The 14,391-nt window shown below is 63.9% G+C and carries 11 protein-coding genes; 5 read left to right on the top strand and 6 right to left on the bottom strand.

What is annotated here, in order from left to right:
• Nucleotides 1-15: 15 nt before the first annotated feature.
• Entirely contained in the window at nucleotides 16-1,299 is a 1,284-nt protein-coding gene (gene eno / locus ACM43_RS02010) for a phosphopyruvate hydratase (protein ID WP_157283638.1), read from the bottom strand.
• Between the two features lie 174 nt (nucleotides 1,300-1,473).
• On the opposite strand from eno, the gene ACM43_RS02005 reads away from it, so the two are divergent.
• Genes ACM43_RS02005 through ACM43_RS01995 form a run of 3 tightly spaced genes read left to right on the top strand, consistent with a single transcriptional unit; the run spans nucleotide 1,474 to nucleotide 3,769 of the window.
• Nucleotides 1,474-2,451: a Vgb family protein gene (locus tag ACM43_RS02005; RefSeq protein ID WP_271537766.1), complete on the top strand. Its 978-nt coding sequence runs from the start codon at nucleotides 1,474-1,476 to the stop codon at nucleotides 2,449-2,451.
• A 40-nt stretch (nucleotides 2,452-2,491) separates the two neighbouring features.
• Nucleotides 2,492-2,956 (top strand): preQ(1) synthase, encoded by a 465-nt coding sequence (queF, locus tag ACM43_RS02000; protein ID WP_271537764.1) that lies wholly within the window; start codon nucleotides 2,492-2,494, stop codon nucleotides 2,954-2,956.
• A gap of 15 nt (nucleotides 2,957-2,971) precedes the next feature.
• Nucleotides 2,972-3,769, top strand: a complete 798-nt coding sequence (locus ACM43_RS01995; RefSeq protein ID WP_271537762.1) for a substrate-binding domain-containing protein — start codon at nucleotides 2,972-2,974, stop codon at nucleotides 3,767-3,769.
• 48 nt (nucleotides 3,770-3,817) lie between these two features.
• Here the strand turns inward: ACM43_RS01995 and ACM43_RS01990 are convergent, their stop codons facing one another.
• Nucleotides 3,818-7,201 carry an autotransporter domain-containing protein gene (locus ACM43_RS01990; RefSeq protein ID WP_271537760.1) on the bottom strand — a complete coding sequence of 1,128 codons (3,384 nt, stop codon included), beginning with the start codon at nucleotides 7,199-7,201 and terminating at the stop codon, nucleotides 3,818-3,820.
• A 465-nt stretch (nucleotides 7,202-7,666) separates the two neighbouring features.
• Nucleotides 7,667-8,755 (bottom strand): cyclase family protein, encoded by a 1,089-nt coding sequence (locus ACM43_RS01985; RefSeq protein ID WP_271537758.1) that lies wholly within the window; start codon nucleotides 8,753-8,755, stop codon nucleotides 7,667-7,669.
• 116 nt (nucleotides 8,756-8,871) lie between these two features.
• Between ACM43_RS01985 and ACM43_RS01980 the strand changes: the two genes are divergently transcribed.
• Entirely contained in the window at nucleotides 8,872-9,942 is a 1,071-nt protein-coding gene (locus ACM43_RS01980) for a CobW family GTP-binding protein (protein WP_271537756.1), read from the top strand.
• Nucleotides 9,943-9,999: 57 nt separating this feature from the next.
• On the opposite strand, the gene ACM43_RS01975 is transcribed toward ACM43_RS01980, so the two are convergent.
• The 3 genes from ACM43_RS01975 to ACM43_RS01965 all read right to left on the bottom strand — a co-directional run bounded on the left by ACM43_RS01975 (nucleotide 10,000) and on the right by ACM43_RS01965 (nucleotide 12,496).
• Complete coding sequence (locus ACM43_RS01975) at nucleotides 10,000-11,208, bottom strand: MFS transporter (RefSeq protein ID WP_271537754.1); 1,209 nt, start codon at nucleotides 11,206-11,208, stop codon at nucleotides 10,000-10,002.
• Complete coding sequence (kdsA, locus tag ACM43_RS01970) at nucleotides 11,208-12,056, bottom strand: 3-deoxy-8-phosphooctulonate synthase (protein WP_271537752.1); 849 nt, start codon at nucleotides 12,054-12,056, stop codon at nucleotides 11,208-11,210. The genes ACM43_RS01975 and kdsA overlap by 1 nt, the downstream gene beginning before the upstream one ends.
• 113 nt (nucleotides 12,057-12,169) lie before the next feature.
• On the bottom strand, nucleotides 12,170-12,496 hold the full coding sequence (locus ACM43_RS01965) for an NIPSNAP family protein (protein WP_271537750.1): 327 nt from the start codon (nucleotides 12,494-12,496) through the stop codon (nucleotides 12,170-12,172).
• Between the two features lie 213 nt (nucleotides 12,497-12,709).
• Here ACM43_RS01965 and ACM43_RS01960 point away from each other — a divergent pair, with 213 nt between their 5' ends.
• Complete coding sequence (locus ACM43_RS01960; protein ID WP_271537748.1) at nucleotides 12,710-14,368, top strand: hypothetical protein; 1,659 nt, start codon at nucleotides 12,710-12,712, stop codon at nucleotides 14,366-14,368.
• Nucleotides 14,369-14,391 lie beyond the last annotated feature (23 nt).

Below are 14,391 nucleotides of genomic sequence, written 5' to 3'. Positions count from 1 at the left end.
GATCGAGACGCCGGCTTACGCCAGCGCCTTCAGTGCCGCCTTGCCGCCATAGAGCGCCTGCTTGCCGAGCTGCTGCTCGATGCGCAGGAGCTGGTTGTATTTGGCGGTGCGGTCGGACCTTGCAAGGGAGCCGGTCTTGATCTGACCGCAATTGGTGGCGACCGCGAGGTCGGCGATGGTGGAATCCTCGGTCTCGCCGGAACGGTGCGACATCACCGAGGTGTAGCCGGCCTTGTGCGCCATCTCGACCGCGGCGAGCGTCTCGGTCAGCGTGCCGATCTGGTTGACCTTGATCAGGATCGAGTTGGCGCGGCCGGTCTTGATGCCTTCGGCGAGGCGCTTGACGTTGGTGACGAAGAGGTCGTCGCCGACCAGCTGGCACTTCTTGCCGATCAGGTCGGTGAGCTCCTTCCAGCCGTCCATGTCGTCTTCCGACATGCCGTCCTCGATGGTCACGATCGGGTAGCGCGCGACGAGGTCTGCAAGATACTTCGCCTGCTCGGAGATCGAGCGGGTCTTGCCCTCGCCCTCATAGACGTATTTGCCGTCCTTGAAGAACTCGGTCGAGGCGCAGTCGAGGCCGAGCATGATGTCAGTGCCCGCCTTGAAGCCGGCCTTGCCGATCGCGTTCATGACGAAGTCGAGCGCGGCGTCCGCCGACGGCAGGTTCGGGGCGAATCCGCCCTCGTCGCCGACATTGGTGTTGTGGCCGGCCTTCTTCAATTCGGACTTCAGCGTATGGAAGACTTCCGCGCCGTAGCGGAGACCTTCGGCGAACGATGATGCGCCGACCGGCAGGATCATGAATTCCTGGAAGTCGATCGGGTTGTCGGCGTGCACGCCGCCATTGATGATGTTCATCATCGGCACCGGCAGCAGGCGCGCGGAGGTGCCGCCGACGTAGCGATAGAGCGGCATGTCGAGCGAGTTCGCGGCCGCCTTGGCGCAGGCCAGCGAGACGCCGAGAATGGCGTTGGCGCCCAGCCGGCTCTTGTTCGGCGTGCCATCGAGGTCGATCATGATCTGGTCGATCTGGGCCTGTTGCTCGACGTCGAGGCCGCTCAGGGCCTCGAAGATCTCGCCGTTGACGGCGCCGACCGCTTTGGTCACGCCCTTGCCGAGATAGCGGGTCTTGTCGCCGTCGCGCAGTTCCACGGCCTCATGGGCGCCGGTGGAGGCGCCGGACGGAACCGCGGCGCGGCCAAGCGCCCCGTCCTCCAGCACGACATCGACCTCGACGGTGGGATTGCCCCGGCTATCGAGAATTTCGCGGCCGATGATGTCGATGATGGCGGTCATGATGTCCACTTCCGTTCGTTAGGGCTGATCGGTGCCGCGGGTCTTACACGGGCCGCAAGCAAATGTGAACGCTTGGACGCACCGCTCCGCCTGACGCGCAAGGCGCCTCAGAATATGCTCGACCGCATTTGGTCCGCGTGCCCAACCTCAATCTCAAACAGTCGGGGTAACGCCATGAATCGCCGCCAATTTCTTGCCTCAAGCGCCGCGCTGCTCGCCGCCCGCCCAGGTTTTGCGCAGGAAGGCGCGTTCCGGACGAGATACTACCCCATCAGCCCGGGTATCGGCCTGCACGATCTCACGCCCGCCCCTGACGGCACGATCTGGTTCACGGCGCAGGGCAAGGGCCTGCTCGGCAGCCTCGATCCACGCGATGGCCGCTTCAAGACGGTCAGCCTCGGCCAAGGCGCGGCCCCACACGGCGTGACCATCGGGCCCGACGGCGCGCCCTGGATCACCGAGGGCGGACAGAACGCGATTGCGCGGGTCGACCCTGCCGATCTCAAGGTGACGTTGTTCCGCCTGCCGGAAAGGTTCGCCTCCGCCAATCTCAACACCGGCGTGTTCGACAAGGATGGCACCTACTGGTTCACCGGCCAATCCGGCTATTACGGGCGGCTGTCTCCGAAGACCGGCGAGATGAATGTGTTCAAGGCGCCGAAGGGGGTCGGCCCCTACGGCATCACGGTCACGCCCAACGGTGATGTCTGGTACGCCTCCCTCGGCGGCAGCCATATCGCGAAGATCGACCGCGCGGGCGGCAATGCGACCGTGGTCGAACCGCCGACCCCGAACCAGGGGTCGCGGCGCGTCTGGTCGGATTCGAGGGGCCGGATCTGGGTCAGCGAGTGGAACAGCGGCCACGTCTCGGTGCATGATCCCGCCGACGGCTCGTGGAGGACCTGGAAGCTGCCGGGCGAACGTCCCCGCGCCTATGCCGTGTACGTCGACGACAAGGACAAGGTCTGGCTGACCGATTTCTCCGCCAATGCCATTGTGCGCTTCGATCCCGCCACCGAGAAGTTCAACGTCTTCGCCAGCGACAAGGCCAACGCCAATGTCCGCCAGCTCGACGGCCGGCCGGGCGAGCTTTGGGGCTGCGAGTCCGGCAACGATCGCATCGTCATGATCCAGACAATCGCCGCCGGTTGACGACGAGCCCGTTTGCGTCCATCCCGGCATCCGAAACAGGATGTTGACGACGATGGCGAAAAAGTCCCTCCAGCTCGGCCGCGCGGTCGAATGGCCGCACACGCCGGAAGAGGCCCAACTCGACCGCGTGCCCAATCCGCAGAAAGGCACGGATTATCTGATCCGCTTCACGGTGCCGGAATTCACCTCGCTCTGCCCGGTCACGGGCCAGCCGGATTTCGCGCATCTGATGATCGACTACGCGCCAGGCGCTTGGCTGCTGGAATCGAAATCGCTCAAGCTCTACATCGCGAGCTTCCGCAATCACGGCGCGTTCCACGAGGACTGCACCGTGATGATCGGCAAGCGTATCGCGTCGGAGATCAAGCCGAAATTCCTGCGCATCGGCGGCTATTGGTATCCGCGCGGCGGCATCCCGATCGACGTGTTCTGGCAGACCGGCCGCGTGCCGAAGGGCCTTTGGGTGCCCGAGCAAGGCGTCGCGCCCTATCGCGGACGGGGCTAGTTAGAGGCGAAGACGATGACATCAATCTCGGCAACATTCCGTAATTTGGCGCTAGGCCTCTTCGGCCTCCTCTTGCTGACCGGCACATCAGATGCCGCTGAGGTGCGGGTGATGATTTCGGGCGGGCTGACGGCGGCCTACAAGGCGCTCGTGCCGGAATTCGAAAAGACCAGTGGCCACAAGGTGCTCACCGAATATGGGCCGTCGATGGGAATGACCGCGAACGCGATTCCGGTCCGGCTCGAGCGCGGCGAGCCGGCCGACGTCCTGATCATGGTGGGCTATGCCCTCAGCGACCTCGCGAGCAAAGGCAAGGTCGTCGCCGGCAGCCAGGTCGATCTCACGAAGTCGCCGATCGGAATCGCGGTGAAATCGGGCGCGCCGAAGCCGGACATCAGCTCGGCCGATGCGGTCAAGCGCGCGCTGCTGGCGGCGAAGACGATCGCCTATTCCGATAGCGCCAGTGGCGTCTACGTCTCGACCGAGATGTTCGACAAGCTCGGCATTACTGAGTCCATGAAGGACAAGGCGCGCAAGATTCCGGCGACGCCGGTCGGCGAGATCGTCGCGCACGGCGAGGCCGAGCTCGGCTTTCAGCAGATCAGCGAGTTGAAGCCCGTCAAGGGCATCGACATCGTAGGTCCCCTGCCGGACGAATTGCAGAGGATCACGATCTTCTCGGCTGGGATTGCGACGGGCGCGAAGGAGCCGGAGGCTGGCCGCGCCTTGATAAACTTCCTCGCCTCCCCCGCCGCGCACGACGCCATCATCGCGAGCGGGATGGAGCCCATCGCGACCGGCGGGGCGAAATAACGCCTCTCTCAGTGCGTCTGTCCAGGTCCTGTCCCGACAGGATCCGTTTCACCACGCGTACCGCACCACGCCCTTGCCTGCGTAGGAGCGCGTGACGTTCGAGAACTCACCCTCGAACGTCCCGGCAGCCGACCAGCCGGTGAGCCACTTCTTCTCGACTGATCCCGTCACCAGCGCGGAATCGGCGGCCATCGCCGCGCCGTTCACGACAAAGCTCGCGCCGGGCAGAGCTTGGAACGTGGCTCCGATGACGCGGTCGGGATTGAAGTCGTGCGCCCAGGCGAGCCGCCCGCGCAAGGTGACGATCCCGTCGGCCTGGGCGAAGGATTTGTCCGTGCGCAGGCCGAGCTCGGTGCGGGTGTTAGTGACGCTCTTGGCACCATAGGCCAGCGCGAACAGGTTGCCGCCGACGATGGCCTGTTCGGCGTAAGCCGGCAGGTCGAACGTCGTGAACTGCGCTGCGGCGTAAGGCGTAAGGCCGACGCCCTGCGTGACGAAGCGGTAGCCGCCCTCGAGGCGGCCGGAATAGGCGTTGGCGTTGAACTCAGCGCGCAGGCGATCGACGCCGGCAACCGTCACGGTGCGATCTGTGGTGATGTCCTGCCATCCATAGGCCAGCGCACCGGTGATGTAGGCAGGGCCGACGATGTGCCGGAGGAAGGCGCCGGCCTGGAACAGGTCGGACCGGCCGCCGCCGAGCGCGTTCGCCACGGTAAAGTTGGTGCCGCCGCCGGCGAGCGCGAAGCCAACCAGCGTATCCGGCGAGATGCGATAATCCGCACCGACGGCGGTGCCATAGAGGTTGCTTGTGGTGGTGTTCGATCCGACGATGGCGTTGCCGTCGGTCTGCTGCGCGCCGCCGAAGCCTGCCGCCCAGACGCTCCAGCGCTGCTCGAACGACGGTGCAACCGGTGCCTTGGTGTAGATCGCAGCCAATGCGTCGTCCGGCTTGCGCTTGCGCGCGTACGCCAAGGCGGTCTCATCCGCATAAGCATTCGGCGTGCCGCCCGCACTGATGGGATCGCCGCGGCCCGCGATGAATGGATCGGTCATCACGCCCATGAACTGGTTCATCGCGTTGAAGGTCGCCTGCTGCGGCGCGCTGCCGACCTCGCCGGAGAGCTGGGTCAAGCCGGCGGGCGTCAGGCTACCGAACACCATCGGGATGGTGCCGTTGGCGTTGAAATAGTTGATGATCGCGTTGCCGACGTTCTGCTGATTGCCGTTGAGGTTGCCGGACGGGGGCACGAAGTTCAGCGCGAGGTCCAGATAAGCATGTGTGGTGTCATAGCTCACGCTGGTGTGAAAACCTGACGGCAGGCCAATATTGGTCACCGTAGGACTGAACGCGCCGGTGATGCTGGTCGCATTCAGGATCGTGTACTGCTTGGCGACGTAAGAGCCGGCCGCAAAATTTGCACTAACGGTGGCGCCGCCAAGCGATGCATTGCCGGCAACATTGGCAAAGGTGGAGGTTGTGGGATTGACGAAGACATTGAAGTACGCCCCAGGTTGCATCACGAGGCTTGTCACTGCCATCGAGGTTCCCGGGCTACCCGGCGCACCCGGCGAGAAATAGCCTCCCGCGATCAGGGCGGCTCCGACTGCACCGTTTCCGGTCAGGTATCCATCGGAATTGACGGTGGTGAGAGCCGACGACGCCATCGATCCCGACACGACGAGCGTGCCGCCGTCAACCGTGGTGGTGCCGGTGTAACTGCTGCTATCGCCGGACAGGATCAGGGCGCCGGACCCGGTCTTCACGAAGCTGCCGGTGCCAATGATGGATCCGGCGAACACAGACGTCGAATTGTCGCCCCCGACGGTGAAGGCAAATGCGCCCGTATTGAGCTGGGTGCCCGCCACGCCGGCGAGTGAGCCGTAGGTCGCGCCGCCCGAGGTCGAGTAGACATTCGCACCGGCAGCCGTCATGTCCACCCGCCCCGTGACGGTGCCGCCATAGGTGTTCATCGAAGCGAGACCGCCGGACAGTGTCACGTTGCCGTTGATCGTCCCATAGAGCTGCGTGTATCCGCCGGCGGCGTTGATCGATCCATTGATCGTCCCGGTGGGGTCGACGACGATATTGGCGCCGATGGCGTTGCTGATCGTGTTTGTCGCATTCAGCGTTCCCGTGACTCCAAGATTGCCGTCGTTGGTCACGGTCGTCGCATTGACCGTCCGGCCGGCGTCGATCCAGGTGGCGTGAATCATCGCGCTGGCCTGGTTGATCAGCGTCGTTACGGTGAGATCGCCGCCTGAGACAAAAAGGTCGGATATTGCACCGGTGGTCAGGGTCCCGTTGACGGTGAGCGCACCGGTCACCGTGAAGGTACCGCCTTGATGGTCGACGTTGCCGTTGATCGTGCCGGCTGCGTTCGTCGTGCCGGAATTCGTCAGTCCGCCATTGACCGTTCCAGTCGTCGTGAAGGTACCGGCGGCTGCGTTCGTCGTCCCGGCGGTCGTCGTCACCGTACCTGCGTTGGTGAAGGAACCGGCGTTGTTGACGATGCTGGTCGCGCTCAGCGTCCGGCCTGCCGCCACCTGGACCGCCGTGGCCGAGGTCGAATTGTTCGTCAGCGTCGTGATGCCGGTGAAGCTGCCGAACTGCACGGCCAGGCTCGATGTCCCGTTGTTGGTCACCGCACCATTGGTGGTCAGGTCGCCGCTCAGCGCGAAGGCGCCGCTGCCCTGGTTGGTGATGCCGTCATTGAACACGCCCCTCGCGTTGGCCGTGCCCGCATTCGTCAGTCCGCCGTTGACCGTGCCCGTCGTGTTGAAGGTGGCGCCGGCGGCATTGGTCGTGCCTCCGGTCGTCGTGATCGAGCCATTGTTGAAGAACGTGCCACCGTTGTTGGCAATCGTCGTCGCGGAGATGATGCCGGCTGGAAGATTGGAGAAACCGGTGGTGGTGGTGATGTCGCCGATCAGGGTACCTTGATTGCTCGCGATCGCACTGACGGTCAGCGACGTCGTCAGGCTGCCGGTGTTGACGAAGGTTCCGGCGGTAACGCTGGTGGTGGTGAACGAGTTGGTGCCGGACAGCGTCAACCGGCTCGACCCTGCCTGCGAGATCGTCGCGCCCGTCATGTTGTTGCTGATCGAGATGAAAGTACCGACACCGACGGCATTGTTGGTGATGCCGGCGACAAAATTCACCGCCTGACCGCTGATTGTGTAGCCTTGTGAGGCAGCGTCGAAAATCCAGGACTGGGGCGCGATGGGGCCAAGGGTGACTGTGACGGCCGTCGTGCCAGTCGAGGAAAAGGTCGCGGTTTCACCCGCGGTGTCGGGGACCGTACCAGTCGACCAATTGGACGGCGCGTTGTAATTGCCGTTGTCGATGCCACCGTCCTGCCAGACCTGCGCTCGCGCCAGGGACGGCACCAAGGCAACCGTCGCAAGAGCTGTGCCGGCGAGAAAAGCCTTCAAGAGCGCCCCACGCGTGGGCCCAACCCCGTCCGCCCGGATCATTGAAAATTCCGCTGGGCCCTGCGCTGCAGCTGCCCTCGATTGTCAGATAATTCAAACAGCGAATATCTAGCTGCTTCGCCACCCGCGAACCATCGATGATCGGTGTCATCACGCATGGCTGAACGATTTTCGGCGCGATGTGTTTGTCGAGCAACAAAAATTTGCATATTTTCTGAGCACCCGCGACACCGGAACAGCGCGAAGCGGCGCAGCCGGCGCGGCTCGTCGGTCCGGACGGCGATCGCGCTCCCCTACCGTGGAAGTAGTCTCGAAACCGGAGAGGATGGTGGTGAGGCCGGCATTGCCGAGCGCGGTCAGGATGGGGAGCAATGCCTCCCGGCCTCGCGCCTATCGCGGGCGGGGCAGATCGGGCGGCCTTTCGCGGGTGCGCGGGGAAGCCCGCCCACCCGCGTTTTATCCGCCTCAGGTGATCGCGATCGGACAGCCATTGCTGCCGGTCGCGCCTTTGATCGGCGACGGCGTGAAGCAGTAGACGAACTGGTACTTCTTGTCGGCAATCAACTCGTCGAAGATCAGGTTCTCGTGGTTGAGAATGCCGTGCTTGGTCTGCAATTCGGAATGAACCGCGAAAGCGAGCGACTTGTCGGGATTGGGCACCACTTCGACCGCCCAGGTGTCGGCCGCAGTCAGCGCGAGATCCTTCTCGATGATCCACTTCGCGGCATCGAGGCCGATCCCGGGCTCGCCGCTATTGTAGCGATCATTGTTCTTCATCCACAGGGAGCCCCAGCCGGTGTGGAACATGATCGCATCGCCTGGCTTGATGTCGCTCTCCGCGATGCTTTGCTTCGCCAGCGCCGCCTTGATATCGGCCGAGGTGATCTCTTGGCCCGCATCCATCATGCCGCCCTTCAGCGCGACCATATCGATCAGGTGGGCGCGTGTGAACAGCGGCTTGAGCTTCTCGGTGCCAAGCTTCTTCAGGCCGTAGGCGTCGCCGATCTCAGCGGCAGTGAAGCCGTTGTAGAAGCGCATCTCGCTCTTGTCGCCGTCCTTGCCCAGCTGGATACCGATATGGCCGAGTCCGTCGAATTGTGTGCCGGTCTGGCCGATTTCGGTGGCGAGAAACTCGTCGTGATAGACGAGCTTGTTGTCGCCGAACGGGCCGCCAGTCGGCCCGCCGGGAATGCGCAACGAGAATGCGCGGGCGCCGAACAACGGCATGCCTTGCTCGTAAACGCGGCCGATCTTGTAGATCTTGCCATCCTTGATCCACTTCACGGCATCGAGAACCTTCGCTGGCGTGATGTGGTTCGACGCGCCAGCCTCGTCGTCCTTGCCCCATTTCGAGGGCCACCAAGGCTTGTCCACGCCCTTTGGCATCGCCGGGGTTTGGGCTTGGGCCGCGGTGATCGGTGCGAGTGAGAACTTGCCGTGCATCGCACCTGCGAACGCCGCCCCAGCCGCACCAGCAAGACCTGCCGTGCGGAGCAAGGTCCGCCGATCGGTCGCCGCACCGCCCTTCTCTTCATCGCCTTTGGTATGGTCCATCGCTTCCTCCCGGGGTGTGCCCGCTGAGATCGGGCTTAAGATCCTGTTTTCGGAATGCTCGTCCTCCATTAGGCTGTTGTCCAGCGACAAAAATAAGACCAGGGTTGAGGACGCCGATGAGCCTGTTCGAGAGCGACAAATCCGCCGAGCGGACTCCGGTGTCACTGATCACCGGCTTTCTTGGCAGCGGCAAGACCACATTGCTCAACCGCCTGCTGCGCCACGACGCGATGAAGGACAGCGCCGTCATCATCAACGAATATGGCGAGGTCAGCCTCGACCACCTCCTCGTGGAACGCGTGGACGGCGAAGTCGCCGTGCTTGCGAGTGGTTGTATTTGCTGCACTATTCGCAGCGATCTGGAAGAGACCCTGCGCGCGCTGCTGGTGCGCCGCGATCGTGGCGAGGTCCCGCCGTTCCGCAGGATTTTGGTTGAGACGACGGGGTTGGCTGACCCCGCTCCCATCGCTCAGCTGCTGCTGAACAACCCCTTGGTCTCGCATTTCCTGCGGCTAGACACCGTGGTGACCACCGTCGACGCGGTCAATGCAGCGCGGCAGCTCGACCGCCAATACGAGGCGGTGAAGCAGGTCGCGCTCGCTGACCGGCTGCTGATCACCAAGCGCGATTTGGTCAATGACACTGACGCACTGGACTTGCGGCTTCGTCGGCTCAATCCCAGCGCCAGGATCGAGAACGTGGCGCATGGCGAGGTCGATCCGGCTCAACTGTTCGGCGCCGCCCTCATTGACCCCGAAAAGAAGACAGCCGATATCGAGCGCTGGCTCAACGAGCAGGCGTTCGCCGACATCGCCAAGGCTGCGCATGAGCGCGGCCATCATCACGATGACGGTCATGCCCATCACGAGCATCATAGCCACGACGCGTCGATCCTCAGCTTCATGATCGCATTCGACGATCCCCTTGACTGGATGGCCGTATCGCGCTGGCTCGCACATCTGCGTGCCACCCGGGGCGAGGACCTCTTGCGGGTCAAGGGCATCTTGAATCTTCGCGATGAAGCCACACCGGTCGCGGTCCATGGCGTCCACCACGTCTTCCATCCGCCGGTGGCGCTGGCAAAATGGCCCAATGCCGACCGCCGTTCACGCATCGTGTTCATCACCCGTGGCATTACGCGCCACGAGGTGCTTGACCTCTGGCGGGAGGCCCACGCGAGCGCCTGAGCACCACAAAGACTGCTCGCGAAGCTTTTTGAGAGGGCGCTTCTTCCGGACGCGCGCTCAGACGCGGGCGTCTGACGGCGCCCGCTGCTTGAGCAGCCGCGCGCAGACGAGGCCGAGCAGCACCATGATCGCGGCGCTTGCAGACAAGGTCGCCATCTTGCCGGCATGCTGGAGCCCGAATCCGTAGGCGAGCGGCCCCACCGTCTGCCCCATGAAGAAGAAGAACGAATGCAGCGACATTGCTGTGGCGCGCGCCTCGACCGAGAGCTCGCTGGCGAAGACCTGGAGACAGCCATGGGCGATGTAGAAGCCCCAGCCCATCACGACGAGATTCAGCGCCTGCACTTCCCAGCGTGGACCGAAGGCGACGGCGATGAGCTGTGAGGCGACCAGCGTCATCCCTGCGATCATCATGCCCTTCACGCCGAGCCAAGGCAGCAGGCGCGACACCGTGAGCGTGTAGAACAGGCCGCCGACCGCAAAGCCGGCGATGACGATGCCGGCGATCGACAACGAGGTCTGGCCGAGCTCGAACAGGAACGAAGCGATGTAGGGAAACAGGCCGAGCACGCAGCAGCCTTCGATGAACACAGCCGAATAGCAGACATAGGCATTCGGGTTGGTGAAGATGGTGCGATAGCCGGCCTTCAGCGCCGACAGGCTCGTCTTCGGCGGATGCTTGACCTTGGCGCCACGAAAGCCGGCAGCGACTGCGATAGACGCGACGATCACGAGCACACCGAGCACCGCCAGCACGCCGCGCCAGCCGAGGAAATCGCCGATCAGGCCGGAGGCCGAGGCGCCGAGCAGATTGCCGGTCATGGCGCCGGCGAGCGTGCGGCTGATCGCAACCTGGCGTTTCTCGGACCCGACGAGATCGCTGGTCAGGCTGAGCGCCACCGGAAATACGCCGCCGGAGCCGATGCCCGCGAGGATGCGGGTCGCAAACAGAACCGAGAACGACGTCGAGAATGCGCCCAGGATGTTGGCGAGGCCGAGCAGCGCGAGGCAGCCGATCATCAGCCGCGTCTTGCCGAACAGATCGGCGGCGGCGCCGATAATCGGCTGGATGATCGAGAAGGTGAAGGCGAACACCGCGGCAAAGCCCGCGGCGGTCGCGATGCTGACGCCAAAATCCTCGGCGACGTGCGGCAGCACCGGATCGAGTGCACGGGCCGACAAGGCAGCGGCGAAGCTTGCGCCTGAGATGACGTAGAGCGCCGTCGGCAAGCCGGGATCTGGCGGCCGCGCCTCGCTCTGCTGCATCAGCGCGGATTCTTTGCCAGCGCGTCGAACGCGATCAGCCGGGCGATGAGCCCTTCGAACTCGCGCAGCGGCACCATGTTAGGACCGTCGGAAGGCGCGCGATCGGGATCGGGATGGGTCTCGATGAAGACGCCGGCAACGCCGACCGCGACAGCTGCACGCGCCAGCACCGGGACGAATTCGCGCTCACCGCCCGAGGACGTCCCCTTCCCGCCCGGCTGCTGCACCGAATGGGTGGCGTCGAAGATGACGGGTGCGCCGGTGGTGCGCGCCAGGATCGGCAGCGCGCGCATGTCGGAGACGAGCGTGTTGTAACCGAACGAGGCACCGCGCTCGGTGACGAGCACGTTGGGATTGCCGGCGCTCGTGATCTTGGTCACGACGTTGGCCATGTCCCAGGGTGCCAAGAACTGGCCCTTCTTGACGTTGACGACCTTGCCGGTCGCGGCCGCCGCCAGCAGCAGATCGGTCTGCCGGCACAGAAAGGCTGGAATCTGCAGGATGTCCACGGCCTGCGCCACCTCGGCGCATTGCGTGGCTTCGTGCACGTCGGTCAGGACAGGCAGGCCGAGCGAGGATCGGATCTCGGCGAAGATCGGCAGCGACTGCGCAAGGCCCAGCCCGCGCGCCGCCGCCGCGCTGGTGCGGTTGGCCTTGTCGAACGAGGTCTTGTAGACGAGGCCCAAGTTCAGCCGCGCGGCGATCTCCTTCAGCGCGGAGGCGACCTCCAGCGCATGCTGGCGGCTCTCGAGCTGGCAGGGCCCGGCAATGACCGAGATCGGCAAATCATTGCCGAATTTGACCCTGCCGATGGTGACGACCGGCGCCGCTGAATTCGAAGAGCTCAAGGCAAATCCCTCGTTTCGGCGCGACCATAGCCGCCACGAGGGTCGGATCAACCCTCTTCCGCCCGGGCGGTCCGAATATCAGGGTTGCGCCAGGGTTCCCTGCCCGCCGCCTGCTACTTCACCGCCGAGAAGGCGGTCGGGGTCAGGATCTGGCTGACGATGTTGGCGACGATCTGGCCGTCGGCTTCGCTCTCGGCGCGCGCCTTCATCCAGTCCGGATCGGTCATGAACGCGCCCCACTTCTTCTCGCGCTCGGCAAGCGAGTCCCAGGCGAGGAAATAGGTCAGGTCCTGGTTGGATTCGCCGATCAGGGTGGTGAAGAACCCGGCCTGCTTGATGCCGTGCTTCTCCCAGATTTTTAGCGTGGCGGTCTCGAAGCGCTTGAGCAATGCCGGTAGGCGGCCGGGCACGCAACGATAGATACGCATTTCGTAAATCATTCTTGCTCCCTCCCTGGCAGGAGCGGCGGTTATACCCGCTGGCCACAACTCTGTCTTGAGCCTCACCCGGGCGACCTCATGGCGTTTCGCGCATAGCTCGATAGCGCGGAGCCGGCGCTCTTGATAATGTGCAGGCTCGGTCCGGACGGATCAGCCGCCGACGGCCCGAGCAATCGGCAAAACGACCGAAGCGATCAAAGGGGGGCAGAGGCAATGACCTATTTTGATCTCGGACCCTACAGCCGCAAAATCACGACGACCTCGCCCGATGCGCAGCTCTGGTTCGACCGAGGGCTCAACTGGGTGTTCGGGTTCAACCACGGCGAGGCAATCAAATGTTTTCGCAAGGCGCTCGAGTTCGATAGCAGCTGCGCCATGGCGCATTGGGGCATCGGCTACGCCGCGGGTCCCAACTACAACCTGCCCTGGGTCCGCTATGACGCACAAGGCCGTCAATTGGCGCTGGCGGCATCATACGATGCGACGCAGGACGCGCTCGCGCAGGCGGATAAGGCGAGCCCGGTCGAGCAAGCGCTGATCCGCGCCTTGTCGGTGCGCTATCCGCAGCGTGAAGCGATCGAGGACATGGCGCCGTGGGACAAGGCCTTCACGCGAGAGATGCGAAAGGTCTTCGCCACGTATCCCGAAGATCTCGATGTCCGAGCCATCTTTGCCGAATCGATCATGAATGAGACGCCGTGGCTGATGTGGGACCTTGAGTCTGGAGAACCCACCAAGGGCGCTGGCACCGAGGAATGCAGGGCCGTGCTCGAACAAGCTTTCGATGGATGGCCGGCTGCGTGGAATCATCCGGGGCTGCTCCATCTCTACGTCCACCTCATGGAGATGTCGCCCTTCCCGCAACGGGCGATGCGGGCTGGGGACCGGCTGCGCGGGATCGCCCCCGATAGCGGCCATCTGATCCACATGCCGACGCATCTCGACGTGCTGTGCGGGCAGTACAACGACGTCCTGCTCTACAATCAGAAGGCGCTGGCGACCGACCGCAGATTCCTCGCTTATTCGGACGATCCGGGTGTCTACCTGGTCTATGTCATCCACAACTTCCACTTCGCCATCTACGGCGCGATGTTCCTGGGTCAATACGCCCCCGCTATCGCAGCGGCCGAGGAACTCATTGCCACCGTGCCCGAGCCAGTGCTGCGCATTCAATCGCCCCCCATGGCGGACTTCCTGGAAGGCTATTTGACGATGAAGCAGCACGTTCTCGTGCGTTTCGGCAAATGGCACGACATCATTGCCCAACAGCTGCCGGAGGATCGCGAGCTATACTGCTCTGTGACGGCGATGATCCACTACGCCAAGGCGGTGGCTCATTCGGCGCTTGGCCACGTCACTGAGGCCGAAACCGAGAAAGCGTTGTTCGCACAGGCGAAGACGCGCGTGCCGGAGAGCCGGCTCGTGCACAACAACAAGGTCGTCGCCCTGCTCGGCGTGGCCGAAGCCATGTTGAATGGCGAACTGGAATATCGCAAAGCCAATTACGACTTCGCGTTCGCTGAGCTGCGCAGATCGGTCGCGCTCAGCGACGCCTTGCCCTATGACGAGCCGTGGGGATGGATGCAGCCACCGCGTCACGCACTCGGCGCGCTGCTGCTGGAGCAGGGACGGGTCGAGGAAGCCGAGGCAGTGTACCGTTCCGATCTCGGCCTCGATGGAAAGCTGAGCCGGGCCTGCCAGCATCCCGACAATCTGTGGTCGCTTCACGGTTTGCACGAATGTCTCATGCGGCGTGGCGACAAGGCCGAGAGGCCGCTGATCAAGCAGCGACTTGACCTCGCCCAGTCGCGGGCGGAGGTGCCGATCGAGGCATCTTGCTTCTGCCGCAGGATGGACATCGCGGCCGCGTAACCGGACGTGCGAGCAAGACTTTG

Source organism: Bradyrhizobium sp. CCBAU 45321 (assembly GCF_028128975.1).
GTDB classification, from domain to species: domain Bacteria; phylum Pseudomonadota; class Alphaproteobacteria; order Rhizobiales; family Xanthobacteraceae; genus Bradyrhizobium; species Bradyrhizobium yuanmingense.
The sequence above is the reverse complement of the archived record's forward strand: the minus strand, read 5'-3'. Positions and strand labels throughout refer to the sequence as shown.

What these genes read in the sequence shown, in the direction of transcription:
- eno (WP_157283638.1), bottom strand. Translation starts at nt 1,299, where the DNA reads ATGACCGCCATCATCGACATCATCGGCCGCGAAATTCTCGATAGCCGG.
- ACM43_RS02005 (WP_271537766.1), top strand. Translation starts at nt 1,474, where the DNA reads ATGAATCGCCGCCAATTTCTTGCCTCAAGCGCCGCGCTGCTCGCCGCC.
- queF (WP_271537764.1), top strand. Translation starts at nt 2,492, where the DNA reads ATGTTGACGACGATGGCGAAAAAGTCCCTCCAGCTCGGCCGCGCGGTC.
- ACM43_RS01995 (WP_271537762.1), top strand. Translation starts at nt 2,972, where the DNA reads ATGACATCAATCTCGGCAACATTCCGTAATTTGGCGCTAGGCCTCTTC.
- ACM43_RS01985 (WP_271537758.1), bottom strand. Translation starts at nt 8,755, where the DNA reads ATGGACCATACCAAAGGCGATGAAGAGAAGGGCGGTGCGGCGACCGAT.
- ACM43_RS01980 (WP_271537756.1), top strand. Translation starts at nt 8,872, where the DNA reads ATGAGCCTGTTCGAGAGCGACAAATCCGCCGAGCGGACTCCGGTGTCA.
- ACM43_RS01975 (WP_271537754.1), bottom strand. Translation starts at nt 11,208, where the DNA reads ATGCAGCAGAGCGAGGCGCGGCCGCCAGATCCCGGCTTGCCGACGGCG.
- ACM43_RS01965 (WP_271537750.1), bottom strand. Translation starts at nt 12,496, where the DNA reads ATGATTTACGAAATGCGTATCTATCGTTGCGTGCCCGGCCGCCTACCG.
- ACM43_RS01960 (WP_271537748.1), top strand. Translation starts at nt 12,710, where the DNA reads ATGACCTATTTTGATCTCGGACCCTACAGCCGCAAAATCACGACGACC.